We start from the raw sequence: 23,374 nt of genomic DNA, 5'->3' as shown, positions 1-23,374 counted from the left end.
CGCGCACCGTGTAACGCGCGTTAGCGCGCCGCCGTCGCGAGCAGCCGTCCGTCGGCTTGCAGCGTGATGCACGTGCCCAAGGGCGCGCTCTCGCGCGCCAGCACGCGCTGCAGCCACTCGCGCTCCGCCGGTGCGGCGCGATGCAGGCGAAAACGCCGCGTGCAGGTGGGCAGCAGGACCAGGCGCCGCAGGCGCCCGTCGGCGGGGTCGAGGGTGGCGAGATACAGCAGGCCGAGTTCGCCGCGAAACGCCTGGTAGCCGCCGATGCCCTCGTAATCGTTCAACAGGTCGCCGCAGCCGTACAGGATCAGGTGGCCGCGGTAATGCTCGATCCCCAGCGGGTGGTGCGAGGAGTGGCCGTGTACCAGGTGCACGCCGGCCGCGTCGATCAGGGCGTGGGCGAAGCGCCGGTGTGCCGGCGGGATGCGGTAGCCCCAATTGCCGCCCCAATGGAGGGAGGCGATCACCACGTCGCCCGGCTGCGCGGCGGCGCGCACCTGCGCCGCGATCGCCTCCACCGCGTCGCCCGACAGGTCTTCCAGGTACTGCACGCCCGGGCGCTGGGCGCCCGCCGCCCACTCGAGCGGCACGCCGCTGGTGCGCACGCCGTAGGCGAACACCAGCACGCGGCCCTTACCGGGGACGGCCAAGGCCCCGGGCTGCGCGGTGGCCACGGCATTGCGCCCCGCGCCGGCCACGTTGATCCCCGCCGCGGCCAGCGTGTCGAGGGTCTCGAGCAGGCCCGCCTCGCCCCAGTCCAGCACATGGTTGTTGGCGAGGACGCAGCAGTCGATGTGCGCCGCCGTGAGCACCGGCACGTTGGCCGGGTGCATGCGGTAGTTGATGCCCTTGGCGGCGGGCACCTCGTGGCGCGTGACGCTGGTCTCGAGGTTGATGATGCGCAGGTCCGGGGCGGCGGCGTCGAGCAGCGCCAGCGCGTCGCCCCAGGGGTAGGCGAACGGGACCGGCCGCGGAATCCGGCCGTGCACCTCTTCGGCCAGACGCAGGTAGTCGCGCGCATCGCCGATATAGGTCTCGTACAACTGCGGCGCGCTGGGATGGGGCAGGATCTGGTCGATGGCGCGCCCGGTCATCACGTCGCCGCTCAGAAACACGGTGAGTTCGGCCCCGGCCCGGGCGCTGGCGTGCTCGATGGATGCCATGCCCCTCGCTCCCTCCTCAGCCGGCGATCGCCTTGCGCACCGCGTCCTGGTAGGCGCGCAGCGCCGCGCTGACCGCTACCGGATAGGGCGGTTCGGCCGGCGCATTGGCCTGCACCGCGTCGGGCAGGCGCGCGATGCGCTGCCGGGCCCGCTCGCGCAGCGCGGTGAGCGGCGCCGCGGCCTGCGTGCGCCGCCCGCCCCGCATCACCGGTTCGAGCAGCGGGCGGCCGGGCAGGGGCTCGTCGGCGCGGGCGATGACGTCGCGCACGTCGCGGCCGTCTTCCTCGACGCGAAACACCTGTTTGCGCCCGGGCAGCACCGGTTTGCCGGTGGAGAGCTTCAAGCGTCCCTCGCCGGCGTACTCGCACAGCTTGTAGGCCATGTCGAGGTCGGGCGCGTCGCGCGCCACGCCCATGCGCGTGCCCACCCCGAACCGGTCCACCGGCGCACCCGCCGCCAGCGTCGCGGCGACCGAGTCCTCGTCCAGCCCGCCGCTCGCGATGATCTGCACGCGCTCGAGGCCCGCCGCGTCCAGGCGTGTGCGCGCCGCCTTGGCCAGCGCGACCAGATCGCCGGAGTCGAGCCGCACCGCGCGCACCCGAAACGCCGCGCCCAGGCGCTGGGCGAGCGCGATCACCCGGTCGATGCCGGCCAGGGTGTCGTAGGTGTCGACCAACAGCACGGTCTCCGGATACAGGCGCGCGAAGGCCGCGAAGGCGCCGCGCTCATCGCCGTGCGCCTGGATGTAGCTGTGCGCCATGGTGCCCGCCACCGGGATGCCGTAGCGCCGTCCGGCGAGCAGGTTGGAGGTGGCGGCCACCCCGGCGATGTATTGCGCGCGTGCGCCCTGCACGGCGGCGTCGATGCCGTGCATGCGCCGCGCGCCGAAGTCCATCACCGGCCGTCCCGCCGCGGCGCGCACCACGCGCACGGCCTTGGAGGCGAGCACGGTGGCGAGATGGACTTGGTTGATGACCAGCGTCTCGATGAGTTGCGCCTCCGGCAGCGGCGCCACCACCTCCAGGATCGGTTCGTCGGCGAACACCGGCGTCCCTTCCGCCACGGCATAAACCTCGCCGGTGAAGCGCAGGCGGGCGAGGCGGTCCAGAAAAGCCTCGCGGAACAGGCCGAGCGAGGCGAGGTAGTCGAGGTGGCGCGCCTCGAACCGTAGCCGCTCCAGTTGGCCGAGCAGCTCGTCGATCCCGCAGGCGAGCAGGAAGTTGCGCCCGGGGGGCAGGGTGCGCACCGCGAGGCTGAAGGCCGCCGGTTGGGTCAGGCCCTCCTCGAAGTAGGCCTGCAGCATGGTGAGTTCGTACAGGTCGGTGAACAGCGCCAGGTCGTGCGCGTTGCCGTTGCTCGGGTGCGTTGGGTTCTGCTCAGCGTCCATGCCGAGGGCTCCTCGCGGGGTGGCGTTCAGGTGGGCGCGGTGAGTTGCTCCAGGGTCTGCGCGTACAGCCGAGCGCCGGCGCCGCCGTGCAGGACGAAGCGCACCCGCTGGAGCGCCGTGCCCGCGCGCAGTTCGTCGATCACGGTCTGCAGCGCGATGCGCGCCGCTTCCTGCGCCGGATAGTCGAACGCGCCGGCGGAGATGGCCGGAAACGCGATCGAGGCGATGCCGTGCGCGCCGGCGAGGCGCAACGCATTGCGGTAACAGTCGGCGAGCAACTCGGCGGCCGGCTCGTCCTGCCCGTACACCGGCCCGAGACAGTGGATCACATGCCGATTGGGTAGCCCGTGGGCGCCGGTGATCACCGCCTCGCCGGGCCGGATGGGCGCCAGCGGCCGGCACTCCTGCGCCAGGCCCGGCCCGGCGGCGCGGTGCAGCGCGCCGGCCACGCCGCCGCCGCTGCGCAGCTGGGCATTGGCGGCGTTGACCACGGCGTCCACGTCGCCCTGCTGCGCGATATCGCCCTCGCGACACTCGAGCGTCGTGCCGCCGATGGTGCGCGTGCTCATGCGTCGCGCGCCTCGGCGCAGGCGATGCACAGCGGGGCGGCCGGGTCCAGGGCCAAGCGCCGTGGGTCGATGGGCTCCTCGCAGCTCACGCAATAGCCGTAGCTGCCCTCGTCGCACCGGCGCAGCGCCGCCTCGATGCGCCGCAGCGCCAGCTCGGCGCGGCGGCGGGTGTCCTGCGCCACGGCCTGCATCTGCAGTGCGTCCATGCGCGACAGGCGCCCGACGCTCTGCTGGTCCAGGTGCACGGTGGCGGTGGAGGCCTCGCGTGCCTCCTGCACGGACAGCAGCTCGGCGCGCGCCTGCCCCAGTAGGCGGCGGTAGTGCGCCACGTCATAGGTCTCGGTCATTCTGCTTGGCTACCTCGTCGGGACGTGCCTTCATCCTACGTCGCTCCCCGCGGCCTTGCCACGCCGCCCCGTTACCCCCGCCGGCGTGGCTCCTTGATCCGGAACTCGCGCTGGGTGCCGTGTGCGACCTCGTACACCGCGCCGTCGAAGCCGATGCGCGCCGGCCCGGCATAGCCGCGCTCGCAAGCCACGCGCAGCCGGCGGTGGTTCATCTCGATGGTGAGCCAGTGGGTGTGGTAGCGCATGCGCACCCGCAGGCGGCGCATCTCCTTGGGCAGGCGCGGGGTGAGCCACAGCACGTCCTCGCGTACCTCCAGGCCGGTATAGCAGCGCTGGGCGAGGTCGACGGTGCCCGCCATGGCGCCGAGGTGGATGCCTTCCGGGGTGGTGGAGCCTTGGATGTCGGCCACGTCGCTCTCCAGCGCCTCGCGAAACAGGCGCCAGGAGTGCTCGCGGTCGGCGCGCGAGAGCACCCAGGCGTGCACCACGCGGCTCAGCGTGGAGCCGTGCGAGGTGCGCTTGAGGTAGTACTCGATGTTGCGCGGGATGCTCTGCGGATCGAAGGCGTAGCCCAGGTGCGCGAAGCGGTGCGCGAGTTGCTCGGTGGAAAACAGGAAATACAGCATCAGCACGTCGGCCTGCTTACTCGCCTTGTAGCGGTCGGGCGCGTCGCCCTCGGCGCCGAGCAGCCGGTCCAGCCGGTGGATGTCGCCGTACTTCGCGCGGTAGCCGTCCCAGTCGAGCTCCTCGAGCCGCTCGTAGCCCTCGAATTGGCTGATGATGTCGCCGTCGTGGAACGGCACGTACAGGCGGCGGCTGATCGCGTCCCAGCTCGCCAGCTCCTCCGGCTCGACGTGCAGAGCCTCCAGCAGTTCCTCGCGCCGGTCGGCGCCGATCACCTCCAAGGCGCGTGCCGCGCACTCCAGCACCCAGGAGGCCATGACGTTGGTGTAGGCGTTGTTGTCGATGCCGGCGCGCTCGGCGTCGGGGTAGCGGGTGTGGAACTCATCGGGGCCGACCACGCCGTGGATCTCGTAGCGGTCGCGCCGCGCGTCGTAGTGCGCGAGGCTGGCCCACAGGCGCGCGATCTCCACCAGCATCTCGGCGCCGTAGTACTCCATGAACTGGCAGTCGCCGGTGCTCTCGAAGTAGTGCCACACGTTGTAGGCGATGGCGGCGTTGACGTGGCGCTGCAGGTGCGTGTCGTCCGGCACCCACTCCCCCGCGCGCGGATTGAGGTGGATCACCTGACTCTCGTCGCGCCCGTCGCTGCCGCTTTGCCAGGGGTACAGCGCGCCGCGCAGCCCCGCCGCCCGTGCCGCGTGGCGGGCCTCCGGCAGGCGGCGAAACCGGTACAGCAGCAGCTCGCGCGTGAGCTCGGGGATGCGCAGATTCAAAAACGGAAAGATGAACAGCTCGTCCCAGAAGATGTGGCCGCGGTAGGCCTCGCCGTGCCACCCGCGGGCCGGCACGCCGACGTCGCGGTCCACGGTGTTGACCGACACCGTCTGCAGCAGGTGAAAGATGTGAAAGCGCAGCACGAACTGGGTGCGCGCATTGTCCTCCATCGCGACGTCGCACCACCGCCACAGGTGCGACCACGCCAGGGTGTGGCCGGCGAGCAGGCGCGCGAAGTCGCCGGCGCGCGCGATGAGTTTACGGGCCTGCAGGCGCGGCTCGCTCATCGCCCAGTCGCGCGAGGTGTACAGCGCCACCACCTTCTCCACGCGCAGCGCGCGCCCCTCGCTGCAGCGCACGCGCAGGCGCTGGCCGACCCGCGCCGCCTCGGTGTACGTGCTGCGCGTGGCGGGCGCCGGGCGCTCGTCCTCGCCATGGAAGACGCGGGTGCGCGCCACCTGGGCCATCTCCACACGCGACTGCACGGTGCGCGCGAACAACTCGACCACCTCCTCGTCGAGCTCGCCCGCCTCGAGGACCTCCACGTGCCGGCCGTTCAGCGCCCGGTAGCGCGCGACGCCGTCGTTGCTGACCGCGCCGTCGAGCGCACTGTCGATCTCGATCTCGCCGGACCAGTTGTGCGGCGTCAGGGTCCACTCGATGGCGGCCAGGTGGGGATCGCCCATGTGCACGATGCGCCGGCTGAGCAGCGTCGCCTCGCGCCCGTCCGCGTCGCGAAAGCGCAGCTCGCGGGTGAGCACGCCGCGGCGCACGTCGAGCGCCTGGCAGTAGTCCAGCACCTCCACCTCGTCGAGATCGAACCACGCTGCGTCGGGGTGTCGAAAGCGCAGCACCAACCAGTTGGGCCAGTTGACCAGGTCCTCGTTCTCGACGCGGCGTCCGGCGATCTCCGAGGTGAGGCGGTTGTAGCCGCCGGCGAGGTAGGTGCCCGGGTAGTGCGCGCCGCCGGCGCGGGCCTCTTCCGCCGCACCCCGGGTCATGAAGTGCGCGTTGCCCAAGGCGCACAGCGCCTCGCGCAGCGGCTGCTGTGCCGGATCCCAGCCCCGGTAGACCAGGCTCCAGCTGTCGGTCTCGAAGGCGCTCACGGCGCGCCCCCGTCGAGGCGCTCGGCGAGGCGAGTTAGAAAGGCCTGCACCGCGTCGGTGTCGCGCAGGCTGTAGTGGGCGCGGGTGCCGTCGGGTGCCTCGCCCACCCGGATGCCGAACCCGGCGTCGGCCTCGTCCAGCGCGCGAAACGCGTCCTCGTCGGTCACATCGTCGCCGAGGTAGAGGGTGAGCGCCGCCTCCAGGTCCAGCGCCGCGCGCAGCCACAGCACCGCGCGCCCCTTGTCCCAGCCGACGTCGGGCTGCAGCTCGAAGATTTTCTTACCCGCCATCAGGCGCAGCCCGCCGAACTCGTTCTGCAGTGCGCGCACGCGGCGCTCGATTAACGGCACGTCGCTCGTCTGCGCCGCGCGGTAGTGCACCGCGATGGCATAACGCTTGCGCTCCACCAGCACGTCCGCCACGTCGGCCAGCGCCGCGCGCAGCGCCGCTTCCGCCGCATCCAGTGCCGACAGGCGGTGCTGCGCCTCGGGGTGTTCCTCGCGCAGGCCGTCGGGGCCGGCGATGTCGAAGCCATGGCTGCCGGCGTACACCAACGCGTCGAGGTCGACCATCGCGCGCACGTCGGCGAGGTCGCGCCCGCTCACGATGGCGACCGTACAACTGACGTGGCCGGCGAGCCGCGCGAGCAGCGCGCGCATCTCGGGTGCCAGGGTGGCCAGTTCCGGGCGCGCCACGATGGGGGTGAGGGTGCCGTCGTAATCGAGGAACAGGGCGAGCGGTCGCCCGCCGAGGTCGGCCGCCAGCGCGTCGAACTGCGCCAGGGCGTCCGGCGGCGCGTCGAGTTCGCGCAGGTCGCGCACTACCCGGTCGGCGCCGTGCGCGCGCAACTCCTCGCCGTGGCCGTTGCGCGCCACGCCGACCACCAGCGCGAAGCCTCCCGCGCGCCCCGCCTCCACGCCGGACAGGGCGTCCTCGACGATCAGCGCGCGCGCCGGCGTCACGCCGAGCTTCGCGGCGGCATGCAGGAACATGTCGGGCGCGGGCTTGCCGGGGAGCCCGAGGCGGTCGAGGTCGCGCCCGTCCACCTGGGCGTCGAACAGGTCGCGTACGCCGGCCGACTCCAGCACCTCGCTGCAGTTACGGCTGGAGGAGATCACCGCCACCTTGAGCCCGCGCGCCTTCCAGGCGCGCACCTGCGCCACGGCGTCGGGGTAGGCCTGGGCGCCCTGCTCGCGCAGCAGGGCATGGAACAACGCGTCCTTGCGGTTGCCCAGGCCGCGCACGCTCTGCGCCTCGGGCGGGTCGTCCGTGTGCCCCTCCGGTAAGGCGATGCCGCGTGCCTCGAGAAAGCTGCGCACGCCGTCGTAGCGCGGCTTGCCGTCCACGTAGCGCCGGTAATCGTGGTCGCTGTCGAACGGGCGCAAGTCCTCGCCCGCGCGCGGAGTGCGCTCGGCGAGGAAGGCATCGAACAGGCGTTTCCAGGCCCGCGCGTGCAGCGTGGCGGTCTGGGTGATGACACCGTCCATGTCGAGGATCGCCGCCTCGTAGGGCTCCGTCTGCATAGGCTCCTGCGCGCGCGGTGCGCCGCCGGATCCGACGCGAGCGGCCGGCGGCGCTGGGTTTTGCCCTGGGTTCTTGCTCAGAAGGGACCGAACCAATCCATCCTGAATGACCAGAGTTCTCTAACAGGTTAGACGGCGTCTGCGGGCGGGTTAGCCGGCGGCTGCCGGCGCCGAGCGGGCGCCGCCGGGCAGCCGCCGGGGCAGTACGATCTCGACGCACAGCCCGCCGTCCGCGCGGTTACGCGCCGTGATGCGCCCGCCGTGGGCCTCCACCGCGCGCCGCGCGATGGCCAGCCCCAGCCCGAAGCCGCCGCGGTGCCCGGCGGAGGCGGCCCGGTAAAACGGCTCGAACAGGGCGGTGAGCTCCGCGGCGGGCACACCCGGGCCGTGGTCGCAGACCGTCACCGTGTGCGCGTGCCCGTCGGAGGCGAGGCCGACCTCCACCGCGGTGCCGGGCGGGGTGTGCTGCAGGGCGTTGCGGATGACGTTCTCGAAGGCGCGGTGCAACAGCTCGGCACGCCCGCGGCTCTCGGCCTTCCCGTGGGGTGACAGCGTGACCCGCCGCTGCGCCGCCTCGGCCTCGAAGCGGGCGTCGGCGACCACCGCCTCCAGCAAGTCGCCGAGGTCCACCGGCGCCTCGGGCGAGCCCTGCACCCCGGCCTCCAGGCGCGACAGGGTAAGCACCTCGCCCACCAGGGTGTTCAGCCGTTCGGCCTCTTGTTCGATGCGGTCCAGGCTGGCGCCGGTCTTGGCCGGGTTCTGGCGTGCGAGGCCGACCGCCACCTGCAGGCGCGCGAGCGGCGAGCGCAGCTCGTGCGAGACGTCGTGCAGCAGGCGCTGCTGCGCGCCGACCACACTTTCAAGGCGCCCCGCCATGTGGTCGAAGTCGCGCCCCAGGTCGGCGATCTCGTCCCGTCGCCGACCGATGTCGGCGCCGACGCGGGTGTCGAGCCGACCCTCGGAGAGCCGGCGCGTGGCGCGGCGCAGGTGGCGCACCGGACGGCTCAGATACCAGGCGAGCCCCCCGCTGAACAGCAGGCTGGCCAGCAGCGCCACCGCGAGCTGGATGGAGAAGGTGTGCACCGGATCGGGCGCGGCGAGGCGCCGCCCCTGGCGGGTCTCCGCAGCGGGTACGAACAGCGTGTAGCGCGCGCCGTCCGGTGCCCGCACGGAGCGCACCGCACGGGTCGCACCGTGCTGTGCGAGCTCGGCTTGCGCCTGGGCCAGCGCCGCCGCCGGCACCCGCCGCCCCAGCACATCCTGGCCGCGCTCGTCCACCACCAGCACCGGCGGCGCATGCGGGCCCGGCCACTGCTCGAACAGCGCCCGCAGCCCGGGCGGCCCGCCGTGGCCGAGCGCCGCGGCGGCCGAGGCCACCATGAACTCGGTGCGCGGACTGCCGGCCAGGTCCGGCAGGGCGTCCAGGCGTGCCTGCTGATAGAGATGCACCGCGAGGCCGACCGCCAGGCTCAAGCCGACCAGGGTCAGCCAGAAGGCGAAGAAGATCTTCCAGAACAGGCGGCCCACCCGCTCAGTCGCCCAACAGTTGGTAGCCCAGGCCGCGCACGGTCTGGATGGGCGAGCGCCCGTCGGCGAGGCTGCCGAGCTTGCGCCGCAGGTTGCTGACGTGCATGTCGATGCCGCGGTCGTAGCGCTCCAGCGGGCGGCCGAGGCCCTGCTCCGACAGCTCGGCCTTGCTCACCACCCGCCCGGCGTGGCGCGCCAGCACCTCCAGCACGTTGAACTCGGTACTGGTCAGCTCCAGCGGCGTGCCGCCCCATTCGGCGCGGCGCTCGCGCGCGCGCAGCAGCAGCGGCCCCACGTGCAGCACTTCGCCCTCGGGGGCGGTGTGCGGTGCCGCGCGGCGCAGGATGGCGCGCAGGCGGGCCACCAGCTCGCGCGGGTTGCAGGGCTTGGGCAGGTAGTCGTCGGCGCCGAGTTCCAGGCCGACGATGCGGTCCACCTCGTCGCCCTTGGCGGTAAGCATCAGCACCGGCACCTGGCTGGTGCGGCGAATGGCGCGCAGCGCGTCGATGCCGTTCAGTCCGGGCAGCATGACGTCGAGCACCACGACGTCGTGGTGGCCCTCCACCGCGCGGCGAGCGCCCTCGGCGCCGTCGTGCGCGGTCTCGACCACGAAGCCCTCCGCCGGCAGGTACTCGGCCAGCATGGCGCACAGCTCCACGTCGTCATCTACCAGCAACAGCTTGCTCATGCATCGTCCCGCGTATCTCTCTGTCCGCATGGTGCCACGAGCGGCAGGGGCACAGAAATTCTTCCCGATCGGCGGCCGCTGCGCGCGTCCCTTTACAGTTCTTTACACAGCTTTACGCGCGCTATACCCACCTTGGCGCAGCGGGGCCGCACAATCGTTTCGCAAGGGGTGACGCCGCGGGGTGAGGCGGCAGCGCCCCGCGAGACAAGACTGATCGGGCCTCGCGCCCGCCACGGACAAAGGATGATGCGATGACCAAACGAAACGCTCTAATGGGTGCGCTGTTGAGCGCGGGCCTGCTGACCGTCACCAGCGGCGCCGCCCTGGCGGCGCCGCACGAGCGTCATGGCGCGATTTACCAAGAGCTTGCCATGGCCCAGCACGCACACGCCCACGAACGCGGCGAGCATCCGCGCGGCGCCATGCAGGGCAAGCGCGGCATGCAGCATGGCGGCGGCATGCGCCACCTGCTGCAGGGCCTGGACCTGAGCGACGAACAGCGGGCGCAGATCCAGGAGATCGTGCGCGAGCACAAGGGCGGCACCGGCGAGATGCGCCAGCAGATGCGCGAGCACCAGCAGGCCATGCGCGAGGTGATCACCGCCGACCGCTTCGACGAGGTGCAGGCGCGCGAACTGGCCAAGGCGCAGTCCGAGCGCATGCAGGAGATGATGGTGCGGCGCGCGCAGATGATGCACAAGATCCACGCCGTACTGACGCCGGAACAGCAGGCGCAGGTGGCCGAGCGTCTGGAGCAGTGGGGTGAGCACGGCAAGCCGCGAGGCGAGCGCCCGCGCGGCTGACAGGAACGAGACTGACCCGGGTTGCCCGGTTTGGGCGGCGCATGAAGCGCCGCCTTTTTTTTGCGCGCCGCGGCTCGCGTTTGGCGTGGTGCGGGCCATAGTTGAAGCGATAAACCTTCTTCCTCGCCTCGAGGTGCACCATGCTGCATCCCGATGATCGGCGCACCGCGCTGCTCGTGGCCAAGGCCCTCAGCCTGCTGGCCGTGGTCGTGGCGGTGTTCGCCCTGGTTGCGCGCCTGGTGAGCTGAGAGCCGGGCGGGACGCCCCTCCCGCGGCTGAACGTGCCGGAGTACCATCGATAGCCCAACGCACCGTTCAGCCGCAGGAGGGCGATTTGAAGACCTTGCATGCCTGGCTTGTTTTGCTCGTTCTGAGTCTCGCGGCGGCCGAGCTCGGCGCGGCGCAGCCCCCGCAGGAGCCGGCGCTGCCGTTCGTCGTGCAGCTCACGCGCACCACGAGCGACTTCGGCCACCGCCGCGTCATGCTGCAACTGGACAAGGTGCTGGACGACCTGGGTGACCACGCGGTGAACTTCACCGTGGTGGCCTACGAAGAGGGTATTCACGCCCTCCTGGCCGACAACGAGCAGACCGCGCAATTGGTGACCAAGCTCGCGCACCGCGGCGTGGTGTTCAAGGCGTGCCGCATCAGCATGCGGGCGTGGCAGCTCAGCGAGGACGACTTCCCGCTGGAGGTCGAGTTCATCGATGCCGGTGCGCCCGAGGTGGTACGCCTGCAGATGATCGGCTACCGCTACTGGCGGCCGTAGCGGCGCTTGCAGCCGGCCGGGGCCGCCGATGTCAGCCGCGACCGTGAGGAGCAAGCGAACGGCGCGACCGCGTCCCTCTCAGCCCTGGGGTGAACCCTTGCGCAGGCGCTTGAGGAACACCGTCATCTCTTTGCTGGCCTGCACGTCGCCGCGCGCCTGTGCCACGGCGATGCCGCGCTCGAAGGCCTCGGCGGCCTCCTGGGCGCGGCCGGCGCCGACCAGCGCCTTACCGTAGAGCTTCCAGGCGGCCGAGTACTGCGGGTCGTGTTCCACCGCCTTGGCGAGGTGCTCGGCGGCTTTGGCGTGCTGCTCCTGCTGCAGGTAGGCGTTACCCAGCCCATAACGCAGCAGGGCGTTGTCCTGGCCCTGGGCGAGCAGCCCCTCGAGGTTCTCGATCATGCCCATCAGGCGCTTGGTGCCTCGGGCGGGCGCTGCGCGACCAGCAGCGCCTCGTCACGCAACCCCTCGGCGGCGCCCGCGACCGCGCCTTCCTCCCGGTAGGCCAGCACGCGCAGCGGCGCGAACAGGCGCAGCAGCTCGTTGTCGCCGAGGCGAAATTGCGGGTTCGTGGGGCCTTCCTCGACCTCCGGGTCGCTGGCGCGCGTGCGGGTGTAGGTCTGGTAGAACAACAGCCCGCCCGGGCGCAAGGCCGCGACCAGCGCGGGCGCGAGGTCGCGCTCGAGAAAGCGGCTCACCACGATGACGTCGAAGGAGGCCGGAGCGGGCGGGGCCACGGTGACGTCGCGGATGTTGGCGTGCACTGTGACGCCGCGCTGGGCAGCGAGTTCGCGCACCCGTTCCACCGCCACCTCGGAGATGTCCCAGGCGTGGGTGGTCAGCCCGTGTTCGGCCAAGAAAAACGCGTTGGCCGCCAGGCCGCAGGCGAGATCCAGGGCGAGGCCGTGTTCGGGTAATAGGTGCGCGTGGTCGCGCAGCACGCGCGCCGGGCTGCCGAGCTCGCCGCCCTTGCGCCGGTAGCGCTCGTCCCACTTCTCGCGGATGTGGTCGCCCTCGTGGTTCATTTTCTCCAGTACGTCGCGGTGAACAGCACCAACAGGGTGAAGATCTCCAGCCGCCCGAGGACCATGGCCAGCGAGAGGAACCACTTGGCGGCATCGGGGATGTCGGCGAAATGCGCCCCCACCTCGCCGAGGCCGGGGCCCAGATTGTTCAGGGTCGCGGCGACGGCCGAGAAGGCCGTCACCTGGTCGAGCCCCATGAACAACAGTATAAGCATGAGCACCACGAACACCGCGATGTACACCGAGAAGAAGCCCCACACCGCGTCCACCACCCGGTAGGGCAGCGCCTTGTTGCCGATCTTGATGGGGATCACGGCGTTGGGGTGGATGATGCGCTTGAGTTCGCGCGCGCCCTGCTTGACCAGCAGCAGGAAGCGGATGACCTTCATGCCGCCGCCGGTCGACAGCGCACAGCCGCCGATGAAGCTGGTGAAGATCAGCATCACCGGCAGGAAGCCCGGCCAGATGTAGAAGGCCTCGGTGGTGAAGCCGGTGGTGGTGCCGATGGAGACCGCCTGGAACACGCCATGCAGCGCGGCGGTGGTCGGGTCGGCGAACACGCCGGCCCACCACAGATAGAGCACGGTGACCGTGGCCGAGACGCCGAGCACCAGCAGGTAGGTGCGCCACTCGGCATCGCCCGTGTAGGGGCGTACGCTGCGCGAGCGCCAGGCGAGGAAGTGCAGCGCGAAGTTCATGCCCGAGAGCAGCATGAAGATGATCGCCACCACCTCGATCATGGGGCGGTCGAAGAAGTGGCCCATGCTCGCGTCGTAGGTGGAGAAGCCGCCGATGGCCACGGTGGAGAAGGCGTGTCCGATGGCGTCGAAGGCTTCCATGCCCGCCGCCCAATAACCCAACGCGCAGGCGATGGTGAGGCCGAGGTAGAGGTACCACAGCGCCTTCGCGGTCTCGGTGATGCGCGGCGTGAGCTTGGTGTCTTTCATGGGGCCGGGCGTCTCGGCCCGGTAGAGCTGCATGCCGCCGATGCCCAGCATGGGCAGGATGGCGACCGCCAGCACGATGATGCCCATGCCGCCCAGCCACTGCAGCTGCTGGCGGTACCAGCGGATCGCGTGGGGTAGGTTCTCGATCCCGCTGAGCACCGTGGAGCCCGTGGTGGTGAGGCCCGACACGGACTCGAACACCGCGTCGTGCACGCTCATGTCGGGGCGCTCGGACATCAGGAACGGCACCGCGCCGAACAGTCCCAGCACCGTCCAGAACAGCACCACCACCAGAAAGCCGTCGCGCAGGCGCAGCTCGGCGCGGTTGCGCATCACCGGCAGCCAGATCACGAGGCCCGCCCCGGCGGTGATCGCGAAGCCGATCAGGAAGGCCGCTACCGCGCCGTCACCGTAATACAGCCCGACCAGCGCTGGCGGCAGCATGCTGATGCTGAACAGCATCAGCAGCAGACCGAGGATGCGTTGAACGGGAGCGAAGCGGCGCATCAGATGAAGGTCACGCCGACCTGGAACAGGCGCTCGACTTCGCGGATCTGTTTCTTGTCCACCACGAACAGGATGACGTGGTCGTCGGCCTGGATCAGCGTGTCGTGGTGCGCGATCACCACCTCGTTGTCGCGCACGATGGCGCCGATGGTGGTGCCGTAGGGCAGCTTCAGTTCGTCGATGGCGCGCCCCACCACCTTCGAAGAGCGTGGATCGCCGTGCGCCACCGCCTCGATGGCCTCGGCGGCGCCGCGGCGCAGCGAGTGCACCATCACCACGTCGCCCCGGCGTACGTGGGCGAGCAGGGTGCCGATGGTGGCCTGCTGCGGCGAAATGGCGATGTCGATGTCGCCGCTCTCCACGAGGTCCACGTAGGCGCCGCGATTGATCAGCGCCATCACCTTGCGCGCGCCGAGGCGCTTGGCGAGCATGGCCGACAGAATATTGTTCTCGTCGTCGTTGGTCAGGGCGCAGAACACGTCAGTGTTCTCGATGTTCTCCTCCACCAACAAGTCGGCATCGGCCGCCTCGCCGAGCAGCACGATGGTCTTCTCCAACTCCTCGGCGATGGCCAGCGTGCGCGTGGTGTTGTGGTCGATGATCTTGACCTGGTAGTCGTTCTCCAGCGCCTGCGCGAGGCGTTTGCCGATGTTGCCGCCGCCGGCGATGATGATGCGCTTGTTGGGTTTGTCGAGGCGGCGCAGTTCGCTCATCACCGCGCGGATGTGCTTGCGCGCGGCGATGAAGAACACCTCGTCGTCGGCCTCGATGACGGTGCTGCCCTGGGGGATGATCGCGCGTCCGCGCCGATAGATGGCCGCCACGCGCGTCTGCACGCCGGGCATGTGGTCGCGCAAGGTGCGCAGTTCGTGGCCCACCAGCGGTCCGCCGTAATAGGCGCGCACCGCGACCAGCTGCGCCTTGCCGCCGGCGAAATCCAGCACCTGCAGCGCACCGGGGTGCTGGATCAGGCGCTGGATGTAGTCGGTGACGAGTTGCTCGGGGCTGATCAACACGTCCACCGGCAGCGCCTCGGCGGCGAAGAGTTCGGGGTGGCGCGTGTAGTCGGCGGCGCGCACGCGCGCGATCTTGGTCGGCGTGCGGAAAATGGTGTAGGCGACCTGGCAGGCGACCATGTTGGTCTCGTCGCTGGAGGTCACCGCGATCACCATGTCGGCGTCGTCCGCGCCGGCGCGGCGCAGCACGTCCGGGTGCGAGGCGCGTCCGACCAGGGTGCGGATGTCGAGCCGGTCCTGGAGGGCCTGCAGCGCGCGGGCGTCCAGGTCCACCACGGTGATGTCGTTCGCTTCGCTGGACAGGTGGGCGGCGAGTGAGGAGCCGACCTGTCCTGCCCCCAGGATGACGATCTTCATGCGTGCGTTTTCCTTAAGTGGCGCGGCGGCGCCGTCCCCGCGGCGGGTTGTTTACTTGTCGCCGTCCTTGCCTTCGCGCGGATCGATGCCCAGCGCGCGCAGCTTACGGTAGAGATGCGTGCGCTCGATCTTTACCGCCTGCGCCAGCTTGCCCACGCTGCCGCCGGCCTCGCGCAACTGGTACTCGAGGTAGGCGCGCTCGAACTGCTCGCGCGCTTCGCGCAGCGGCAGGCGGAAGTCTACCCCAAGCTGTCCGGCGACGGGGCGCGGCGCTTCGCCGAGCACCGCCTCCACCTCGGCCTGCGCGATTTCCTCGTCGCCGCCGGTGATCAGCAGGCGCTGCACCAGATTCTGCAGCTCCCGCTCGTTGCCCGGCCAGGCGTGGTTGCGCAGGCGGTTCTGCGCGCCGACGCTGAAGTTGCGATAGTGCAGGTGGTCACGCGCGGCGTACAGACCCGCGTAATAGTTGAGGAGTTCGGGCACGTCCTCGCAATGCGCGCGCAGCGGCGGCACCGCGATCGGCACCACGTTGAGATGGTAGTAGAGGTCGGGGCGAAAGGTGCCGGCCTGCACGGCCTGGGCGAGGTCGTGGCGGGTGGCGGCCACCACGCGCACGTTGAGCGGCACCGCCTCGGTGCCGCCGGCGCGGTGAAAGGCCCGCGCCTGCAAGGCCCCCACCAGCTTGGCCTGCATGGCGAGTTCCATGTCGGCGATGTCGTTCAGGTACAGCGTGCCGCCGCTGGCCTGTTCGAGCAGGCCGAAGTGCACGCGCTCGCCGTCCTCGCGGCCGAATAGCTCCAGCGCGGCGTTGTCGGCGGTGACGGCGCCGACGCCGACGTCCACGAACGGCCCGTCGGCGCGCGTGCTGTTGGCGTGCAGGTAGCGCGCGACCACCTCCTTGCCGGTGCCGGGTTCGCCCACGATCAGCACCGGCGCGTCGTGTTGGGCGACGCGGCGCACCTGTTCGCGCAGGCGCTGCATGGTCGCACTGCGCCCGAGCGGCTCCTGCGCCGGCTGGACCCGGCGCTTGAGACCCACGTTTTCGCGCGTCAGCCGGTCGGCCTCGAGCGCGCGCTCCATGGTCACCAGCAGCTTGGCCAGCGACAGCGGCTTTTCGATGAAGTCGTAGGCGCCGAGGCGCGTCGCCTCCACCGCGGTCTCCACCGTGCCGTGCCCCGACATCATGATCACCGGCGAGCTGGGGCCGCGCTCGTCCACCCACTCCTTGAGCAGCGTGATCCCGTCCACGTCGGGCATCCAGATGTCGAGCAGAATCAGATCCGGGCGGCGCGCGCGGCGCAACTCACGCGCCGAGGCGGCATCCTTGGCGGTCTGCACCTCGTAGCCCTCGTCCTCCAGAATCTCCTGCAGCAGGCTGCGGATGTCCGGCTCGTCGTCCACCACGAGCACGTACGGTGCACTCATCGGTTCTCCTTGGCCACGGCCGTGGCGGACTGCGCGTCGGGGGCGGGCGGCTCGCCCGCTTCGACGCTGTGGCCGGGCAGGCGGATCACGATGCACGCCCCGCCCGCCACGTTCTCGGCCCACAGCATGCCGCCGTGTTCCTCTACGATCTTTTTCACGATAGCAAGTCCGAGTCCGGTGCCCTTGGGCTTGCTGGTCACATAGGGCTCGAACAGGCGATCCATCATCGCCTCGGGGATGCCGGGCCCGGTGTCCTGCACGCGCAACTCGACGAAGCGGCAGGAGGCATCGCGCATGCAGCGCGTGCTCACCGACAGGCGCCCCTTGTCGGCGCGACCCATGGCCTCCAGCGCGTTCTTGACCAGGTTGTGTAACACCTGGCGCAACCGCCCGACATCGGCCTCCACGCGCGGCACCTTGGGATCCAGGTTGACCAGAATCTGCAGCCGCTCGTCGCCGCGGTACAGATCCAGCACCTCGTTCACCAGCGCGTTGAGATCCACCGGTACGGACTGCATGTGGGGCGTGTTGGCGTACTCGGAGAAGGCCTTCACCATCTCCTTCATGGCCTCGACCTGGGCCACGATGGTGTGCGTGGCGCGGTCCAGGATGTCCGCCTCGCGCGCGTCGAGCTGACCGAGGACCTGGCGGCGCAGCCGCTCGGCCGAGAGCTGGATGGGCGTGAGCGGATTCTTGATCTCGTGCGCCAGGCGCCGCGCCACCTCGGCCCAGGCCGCGTCGCGCTGCGCCTGGATGAGCGCGGTCACGTCGTCGAACACGACCACCTGACCCCCCGCCATCGGGCCCACGTGCGGCAGGCGCTTGCCGCGACACATCAATACCTGGCGTCCGCCGGAGCCGAACAGGGTCACCTCCTCGCGCCAGCCGTCGGCCGCCGCGGCGAGATGCGGCGCCAGCGCCTCCACGAAGTGGCCGAGGTACGGGTAGCGCTCGGCCAGTTGCGCCAGCGGCAGGCCCAGATGCTGGCGCAGCGGGCAGGCCAGGATGTGCTCGGCCACCGCGTTGGCGGTATGCAGCCGGCCCTTGTCGTCCACGGTCAGCACGCCGGAGGACAGGTGACCGAGCACCGCCTCCAGGTAGGTGCGCTGCGCCTCGGCCTCCTCCTGGCTGCGCGCGGCCTCGTCGCGCGCCATCGCGATGCGCCGCGTCATCTCGTTGAAGGACTTCACCAGTTGGCCGATGTCGTCGCGCCCGGACAGCGGTAGGCGCTTGTCGTAGTTGCCGGCCGCCACCGCGCGCGTGCCTTCGGCGAGGTCGCTGAGCGGGGCGACCAGGCGCCGCGCCATGAAGAAGGCCGCCCACACCGCCAGCAGCACCGACAGCAGCAACACCAGGGAGAGCGTGAGGGTGAAGCTGCGGATCAGGGGCTCGCGCAGGAACACCAGCTCGCGGTGTTGCGCGAAGGCGTTCTGCACCCCCTCTGCGAGGGTGTTCATGCGCGGCGAGACGGGATAGAGCGCCTGCAGCACCCGCGCCTCCCCACCGCCGGGATCGGCCACCGCGACCGCGACGCGCACGTGCAGGTCGCCCTCGCGCACCGGATCCAGGCTCACGTAGCTCGAGCCGGCGCGCAACTGCAGCAACACCGTCTCGTGCGGGCGGCTGGGTAGGATGCGCAGCGGATCCACGCTGCTGGTGGCGATGGCGCGCCCCTGGGCGGTGAACAGCGAGAGCTCCGAGGCGCCGCTGCGCGCGCGCAGCCCGCGCAGGGCCGGCGCGGTCATGCCGTCCGACAGCCCGCTCAGTTCGTCGCCGAGTTGTTCGGTCTGACGCAGCAGCTCGCGCATGCGGATGCCGAGCGAGGCGCGCGAGAGCTCGAGCGCGTCGTCCAGCGCGGCCTCGATGCGCACGTCGTACCAACTATCGATGGCGTCGTGCAGAAAGCCGAGCGAGAAGTAGTACAGCACCGACGCCGGGGCGCCGGCGAGGATCACGAACATCACCACCAGGCGCGCCGTCAGGCGGCTGCCCGGTTCGCGCCGCTTGTAGCGTCGGCGCAGGCGCACCAGGTTGGTCGTAATCAGACCGACCAGCAGCGCCAGCGCCGCGACGTTGATGCCCAGCACCAGCGAATACAGCCGACTGAACTGCTCGGAATTCTGCGTGGCCGCGCTCATCAGCCACAGCGCCGCCAACAGCAGGACGAGGAGCACCGCGAGGGCGCCGGCCTCCGAAAACAACCGCCTCAGGAGACGAAGCGCCATTCGTACCAGGCGCTGCTCATGCGCCATTGGGGCGAGAGGTAGGCCATGGGCCGCAGGGGCGCCGGCAGGGCCTCGATGTTCAGCGCGGCGCGCACCCGCCCGATATGCTCGCCGCTGCCGAGCAGTTTGACGTCCAGCAGCGGCAGGTCGCGGACGCGACCGAGTGCCTCCAGCGCCGGGCCGAGCTCGGCGAAGGTCTGCTGCGCGCCGCTATTGAGGTTCTTGACCACGTAGCGCTCGGTGAGGGCGTGGTGCTGGAGCTGATAGGACTGGGTGAGTTCGGCCACGATCTCGTCCCACCACCACCAGCGCGGGTTCACCAGTTGGATCTCCAGCTCGATGGTGAGCGGCACGCCCATGTCGAGCGCGCCGAGGGTGTCCGGGGACAAGGTGTAGCGGATGTCGCTGTCGAGGACGTAGACCCGGTCGACCAGGCGCATCTCGGCCCGTTCCACCACGAAACCGGGGGGCTCTTCGGCGAACGCCGGCGCCGTGAGCAGGGCGAGCCCCGCGAGCGTCAGCACGAGCAAGACCAGCGGGTGCCTCATGCGGTGGCGCCGCCCTTGCACAGACGCGCGTAGTAAAAGCCGTCCATCGAGTCTGCCCCCGGTAGTATCTGTCGCCCGGCGCCCGCCGGCGCGCCCCAGGCGGCATCGAGGGGCAGCGGGCGGGCCTCCGGATGCTGCGCCAGAAAGCGCGCGACCTGCTCCGCGTTCTCGACCGGCAGCACCGAACAGGTGGCGTACACCAGCATACCGCCGGGGCGCAGCAAGGGCCACAACCCTTCCAATAACTTAGCCTGTTGCGCGGCCAGCGCCGGCAGGTCCTCCGGGCGCCGCAGCGTCTTGATGTCGGGGTGGCGACGGATCACGCCGCTGGCCGAGCAGGGGGCGTCCAGCAGGATGCGGTCGTAGGGCCGCCCGTCCCACCACGTCGGGTCGGCCGCGTCGCCCGCCACCAGGTGTGCCTCGAGCCCGAGGCGCGTGAGGTTCTCGCGCAGCCGCGCCAGGCGCTCGGCGTCCACGTCCACCGCCGTCAGCGCGATGTCGGGGCAGCGCTCGAGCAGGTGCGCGGTCTTGCCGCCCGGCGCGGCGCAGGCGTCCAGCACCCGCTCGCCCGGCGCGGGGGCCAAGACGTGGGCCGCCAACTGGGCGGCGGCGTCCTGCACGGAGACGTCGCCTGCCGCGAAGCCCGGCAGGGCCTCCACGCCGAGCGGTGCGGCGAGCACGATGGCTTCCGGCGCGTGCGCGCCCGGGCGGGCCTCGATGCCGGCCGCGGCGAGCCGCGCCAGGTAGTCCTCGCGCGTGCCGCGCCGGGCGTTGACGCGCAGCGTCATGGGCGGATGGGCGTTGTTGGCCGCGCAGATCGCCTCCCACTGCTGCGGCCAGGCCTCGCGCAGCGCCTGGACCAACCAGCGCGGATGGGCCCAGCGCGCCGCCGGGTCGCGATCGACCTCGGCCAGCAGCGCCTCCTGCTCGCGCCCGTAGCGCCGCAGCACCGCATTCACCACGCCGCGCGCCCAATCCTTGCCCAGCGCCGCGGTCGCGCTCACCGTCTCGGCGACGGCGGCGTGCGCCGGCACGCGCATGTATGTGAGTTGGTACAGCCCCGCCAGCATCAGTGCCTCGACGTCGGCGTCGCGGCGCTTGAGCGGGCGGCGCAGCAGGCGCGCGAGCGCGGGCGCCAGGCGCGGCCGGTAACGCAGCGTGCCGTACGCCAGCTCCTGCGCGAGGGCGCGCTGGGCCGGTGCCAACTTGGCCAGTTGCGGGGGCAGCGCGGCGCTCAGGGAGCGCCCCTGGGCAAGGACCTCGGCGAGGCAGGTGGCGGCCGCGGCGCGCGGGTCGCCGCTCATCGTGCGTCCTGTCCGAGCAGGCGCCCGTGGAGCGACCGGCCGTGCGCGAGCGCGGCGGCGCTCATCGGCCGCTTGCCGGCCGGTTGCACCTCCAGCAGGCGCAACACCCCGGCGCCGGTGGCGACCTCGATGCCTGCCTCCCCGGTGCGCAGGATCTCGCCCGGGCGTCCCTCTGCGCCGCCCCCCACGGCCTCGGCGCGCAGCACGCGCAGCGGCGCGCCGTCGAGGGTGGTATGGGCCATCGGCCAGGGGTTATAGGCCCGCACCGCGCGCGCCAGGTGTTCGGCGCTCGCCTGCCAGTCGAGCCGTGCCTCGCCCTTGTCCAGCTTGGGCGCGTAGGTCGCCAGCCGTTCGTCCTGCGGCTCGCCGTGCAGCGGCCCCGCGGCGAGCGCCTCGAGCACCTCCAGCAGCGCTGCCGCCCCCAGGGGCGCGAGCCGGTCGTGCAACTCGCCGGCGGTCTCCCGCGGGTCGATCGGGGTGGCCACGCGCCGGAGCATGGCGCCGGTGTCGAGCCCCGCGTCCATTTGCATGATGGTGATGCCGGTCTCGGCATCGCCGGCCAGCATGGCGCGCTGAATGGGCGCGGCGCCGCGCCAGCGGGGCAGCAGCGAGGCGTGGATGTTGAGGCAGCCCAGGCGCGGCGCCTCAAGCACCGGCTCGGGCAGCAGCAGCCCGTAGGCGGCCACGATCATGGCGTCGGCGTTCAGCGCCGCCAGCGCCTGCTGGGTCTCGGCCTCGCGCAGCGTCGGCGGCTGGCGCACCGGCACCGCGTGCGCCTCGGCGAGCTGCTTGACCGGCGAGGCGACCAGGCGCCGGCCGCGCCCCGCCGGGCGGTCGGGCTGGGTGTAGACCGCGCACACCTCATGGCGCGAGGCGAGCAGCGCGTCCAGGGCGACGGCGGCAAAGGCCGGCGTGCCGGCGAAGATCAGGCGCAGGGATGACATCGGGAGAGCGACGGGGGGCCGTCAGAGCGTCTGACGACGCAGCTTTTCAAGCTTCTTGCGGATGCGCTGGCGCTTGAGCTCGGAGAGGTAGTCGACGAACAGCTTGCCTTCCAGGTGATCCATCTCGTGCTGGATGCACACCGCGAGCAGACCGTCGGCGTCGATCTCGAAGGGTTCGCCGTCGCGTCCCAGGGCACGCACCTTGACGCGCTCGGCGCGCTCGACGGTCTCGTACACGCCGGGTACCGACAGACAGCCCTCGTCCATCTGCTCCACGCCGTCGCGCCCCAGGATCTCCGGATTGATCAGGCACAGCGGCTGGGAGCGATCCTCCGAGACGTCGATCACGATCACCCGCTTGTGCACGTTCACCTGGGTGGCCGCCAGGCCGATCCCCGGCGCGTCGTACATGGTCTCGAGCATGTCATCGACCAGCGTACGCAGGGCCTCGTCCACCTGCTGCACCGGTTCGGCCCGGGTGCGCAGACGAGGATCGGGAAAGTGCAAGATGTTCAACAACGCCATGTGAAATCCGTCCGGGTTTACAAGACCATGTGCCGCCTATAGTACGCTGAGACGCGCCCGCCGACGCCCGCTCAGTTCGCGCCCCGCGATCTGCGTGGCATGCGTTGTGAACCGGCGCCGCTGCGCGGTACACTCGGTCCAAGCATCCAGGGGCAGCACCGCATGCATATTATAAGAAAGACCCGGCGCCGTCTGCCGCTGTTCGCGACGGCTCTCGCCACGCTCGCTTTGGCCGTCTCCGTGTCGGCCGCCGACGCACCGCCGCCCGCTGAAGCAACGGCGATGGCGCCCGCCGCCGCGCCCGAGCTGCGCTCCGACCCGCCCAATCGCTACACCGTGGTGCGCGGGGACACGCTGTGGGACATCTCCAGCCGCTTCTTGCGCGATCCCTGGCGCTGGCCGGAGGTCTGGCATGTCAATCCGCAAGTCGAGAACCCGCACCTGATCTATCCGGGCGATGTCATCACGCTCCGGTATATAGACGGCAAACCGGTCCTCGAGGTTCAACGCGGGCGGCCCGTAGTGCGGCTGTCGCCGGAGGCGCGCGAGATGCCGCGCGATGCCTCCATCGCGGCCATCCCGCTGGAGGCGATCCGCCCCTTCCTGAGCCGGCCGCGGGTGTTGAACCCCGGTGAATTGGACGGTGCGCCCTATGTACTGTCCATGGAGGAGGGGCGCTTCATGGGCGCGGCCGGCACGCGCTTCTATGCGCGCGGGCTGGCCGAGGACGTGGGGCGCTACACGGTGCTGCGCGAGGGCCAGGTGTACCGACATCCGGTCACCGACGAGGTGCTCGGGCTCGAGGCGCTGCACGTGGGGGACGCGCACGTGCAGCGGGTCGGCGATCCCGGCACGCTGCACATCGACAGCGCGCGCCGCGAGGTATTGCGCGGTGACCGCTTGCTGCCCGCCGAGGCCGATCCCTGGGATCACCGCTTCGTGCCGCGCGCGCCTGAGCGGGCGGTGGAGGGGCACATCATCGCGGTCATGGACGGCGTCACGCAGATCGGCCAGCACCAAGTGGTGGTCCTGGACCTCGGCGAGCGCGAGGGCATGGAGCCCGGCCACGTGATGGCCGTGTATCAGCGCGGCGCGGTGATGCGCGACGAGATCGCCAGGGAGAACGTACGCCTGCCCGACGAGCGGGCGGGTGAACTGATGGTGTTCCGCGTGTTCGATCGGGTGAGCTATGCCCTCATCATGCGGGCAAGCGGGCCGATGCGGGTGCTGGACAACGTGCGCATGCCCTGAGGGCGGTGGCGCGTTCGGTGGTC

The 23,374-nt window shown here is 71.1% G+C and carries 21 protein-coding genes; 3 read left to right on the top strand and 18 right to left on the bottom strand.

Going from position 1 to position 23,374, the window contains the following annotated elements; translation table 11 throughout:
- Positions 1–20 precede the first annotated feature (20 nt).
- From HUS23_06660 to HUS23_06625, 8 genes are all read right to left on the bottom strand, one after another.
- On the bottom strand, positions 21–1,163 hold the full coding sequence (locus HUS23_06660; GenBank protein ID QKT03509.1) for a CapA family protein: 1,143 nt from the start codon (positions 1,161–1,163) through the stop codon (positions 21–23).
- 16 nt (positions 1,164–1,179) lie between these two features.
- Positions 1,180–2,550, bottom strand: coding sequence for a nicotinate phosphoribosyltransferase (locus HUS23_06655; GenBank protein ID QKT03508.1), 1,371 nt, complete (start codon positions 2,548–2,550; stop codon positions 1,180–1,182).
- A 26-nt stretch (positions 2,551–2,576) separates the two neighbouring features.
- Positions 2,577–3,119, bottom strand: coding sequence for a macro domain-containing protein (locus tag HUS23_06650; protein ID QKT03507.1), 543 nt, complete (start codon positions 3,117–3,119; stop codon positions 2,577–2,579).
- On the bottom strand, positions 3,116–3,466 hold the full coding sequence (locus HUS23_06645; protein ID QKT03506.1) for a TraR/DksA C4-type zinc finger protein: 351 nt from the start codon (positions 3,464–3,466) through the stop codon (positions 3,116–3,118). Before HUS23_06645 ends, HUS23_06650 begins: the two co-directional genes overlap by 4 nt.
- 71 nt (positions 3,467–3,537) lie before the next feature.
- The gene (locus HUS23_06640) at positions 3,538–5,970 is read right to left on the bottom strand and encodes a glycoside hydrolase family 65 protein (protein QKT03505.1); all 2,433 of its coding nucleotides are present in this window, start codon (positions 5,968–5,970) and stop codon (positions 3,538–3,540) included.
- On the bottom strand, positions 5,967–7,493 hold the full coding sequence (gene otsB, locus HUS23_06635) for a trehalose-phosphatase (GenBank protein QKT03504.1): 1,527 nt from the start codon (positions 7,491–7,493) through the stop codon (positions 5,967–5,969). The genes HUS23_06640 and otsB overlap by 4 nt, the downstream gene beginning before the upstream one ends.
- Before the next feature lie 150 nt (positions 7,494–7,643).
- Positions 7,644–9,020, bottom strand: a complete 1,377-nt coding sequence (locus HUS23_06630) for a HAMP domain-containing protein (GenBank protein QKT03503.1) — start codon at positions 9,018–9,020, stop codon at positions 7,644–7,646.
- A gap of 4 nt (positions 9,021–9,024) precedes the next feature.
- Positions 9,025–9,708, bottom strand: coding sequence for a response regulator transcription factor (locus HUS23_06625; protein ID QKT03502.1), 684 nt, complete (start codon positions 9,706–9,708; stop codon positions 9,025–9,027).
- 251 nt (positions 9,709–9,959) lie between these two features.
- On the opposite strand from HUS23_06625, the gene HUS23_06620 reads away from it, so the two are divergent.
- Both HUS23_06620 and HUS23_06615 read left to right on the top strand, forming a co-directional pair.
- The gene (locus tag HUS23_06620; protein ID QKT03501.1) at positions 9,960–10,511 is read left to right on the top strand and encodes a Spy/CpxP family protein refolding chaperone; all 552 of its coding nucleotides are present in this window, start codon (positions 9,960–9,962) and stop codon (positions 10,509–10,511) included.
- 334 nt (positions 10,512–10,845) lie between these two features.
- Positions 10,846–11,280, top strand: a complete 435-nt coding sequence (locus HUS23_06615) for a DsrE family protein (protein ID QKT03500.1) — start codon at positions 10,846–10,848, stop codon at positions 11,278–11,280.
- Between the two features lie 78 nt (positions 11,281–11,358).
- On the opposite strand, the gene HUS23_06610 is transcribed toward HUS23_06615, so the two are convergent.
- The 10 genes from HUS23_06610 to HUS23_06565 are packed head-to-tail and all read right to left on the bottom strand — an operon-like array spanning position 11,359 to position 22,100.
- Complete coding sequence (locus HUS23_06610) at positions 11,359–11,679, bottom strand: tetratricopeptide repeat protein (protein ID QKT05002.1); 321 nt, start codon at positions 11,677–11,679, stop codon at positions 11,359–11,361.
- Between the two features lie 5 nt (positions 11,680–11,684).
- The gene (locus HUS23_06605; protein ID QKT03499.1) at positions 11,685–12,302 is read right to left on the bottom strand and encodes a class I SAM-dependent methyltransferase; all 618 of its coding nucleotides are present in this window, start codon (positions 12,300–12,302) and stop codon (positions 11,685–11,687) included.
- Positions 12,299–13,756 (bottom strand): potassium transporter, encoded by a 1,458-nt coding sequence (locus tag HUS23_06600; protein QKT03498.1) that lies wholly within the window; start codon positions 13,754–13,756, stop codon positions 12,299–12,301. The genes HUS23_06605 and HUS23_06600 overlap by 4 nt, the downstream gene beginning before the upstream one ends.
- On the bottom strand, positions 13,756–15,129 hold the full coding sequence (trkA, locus tag HUS23_06595; GenBank protein ID QKT03497.1) for a Trk system potassium transporter TrkA: 1,374 nt from the start codon (positions 15,127–15,129) through the stop codon (positions 13,756–13,758). Before trkA ends, HUS23_06600 begins: the two co-directional genes overlap by 1 nt.
- 51 nt (positions 15,130–15,180) lie before the next feature.
- Positions 15,181–16,554, bottom strand: coding sequence for a sigma-54-dependent Fis family transcriptional regulator (locus HUS23_06590; protein QKT03496.1), 1,374 nt, complete (start codon positions 16,552–16,554; stop codon positions 15,181–15,183).
- Complete coding sequence (locus HUS23_06585) at positions 16,551–18,779, bottom strand: HAMP domain-containing protein (protein QKT03495.1); 2,229 nt, start codon at positions 18,777–18,779, stop codon at positions 16,551–16,553. The genes HUS23_06590 and HUS23_06585 overlap by 4 nt, the downstream gene beginning before the upstream one ends.
- Complete coding sequence (locus HUS23_06580; GenBank protein ID QKT03494.1) at positions 18,761–19,327, bottom strand: DUF4390 domain-containing protein; 567 nt, start codon at positions 19,325–19,327, stop codon at positions 18,761–18,763. The genes HUS23_06585 and HUS23_06580 overlap by 19 nt, the downstream gene beginning before the upstream one ends.
- The gene (gene rsmB, locus HUS23_06575) at positions 19,324–20,631 is read right to left on the bottom strand and encodes a 16S rRNA (cytosine(967)-C(5))-methyltransferase RsmB (GenBank protein ID QKT03493.1); all 1,308 of its coding nucleotides are present in this window, start codon (positions 20,629–20,631) and stop codon (positions 19,324–19,326) included. The genes HUS23_06580 and rsmB overlap by 4 nt, the downstream gene beginning before the upstream one ends.
- A complete protein-coding gene (gene fmt / locus HUS23_06570) occupies positions 20,628–21,575 on the bottom strand; it encodes a methionyl-tRNA formyltransferase (GenBank protein ID QKT03492.1) in 948 nt (315 codons plus the stop codon). The genes rsmB and fmt overlap by 4 nt, the downstream gene beginning before the upstream one ends.
- A gap of 21 nt (positions 21,576–21,596) precedes the next feature.
- The gene (locus HUS23_06565; GenBank protein QKT03491.1) at positions 21,597–22,100 is read right to left on the bottom strand and encodes a peptide deformylase; all 504 of its coding nucleotides are present in this window, start codon (positions 22,098–22,100) and stop codon (positions 21,597–21,599) included.
- A gap of 282 nt (positions 22,101–22,382) precedes the next feature.
- On the opposite strand from HUS23_06565, the gene HUS23_06560 reads away from it, so the two are divergent.
- Positions 22,383–23,351, top strand: coding sequence for a LysM peptidoglycan-binding domain-containing protein (locus HUS23_06560; protein ID QKT05001.1), 969 nt, complete (start codon positions 22,383–22,385; stop codon positions 23,349–23,351).
- The last annotated feature ends 23 nt before the right edge of the window (positions 23,352–23,374 follow it).

This window comes from Ectothiorhodospiraceae bacterium 2226 (assembly GCA_013348725.1).
Taxonomy (GTDB): Bacteria; Pseudomonadota; Gammaproteobacteria.
Note: the sequence above shows the minus strand (reverse complement) of the source record. Positions and strands in the feature narration are given on the sequence as shown.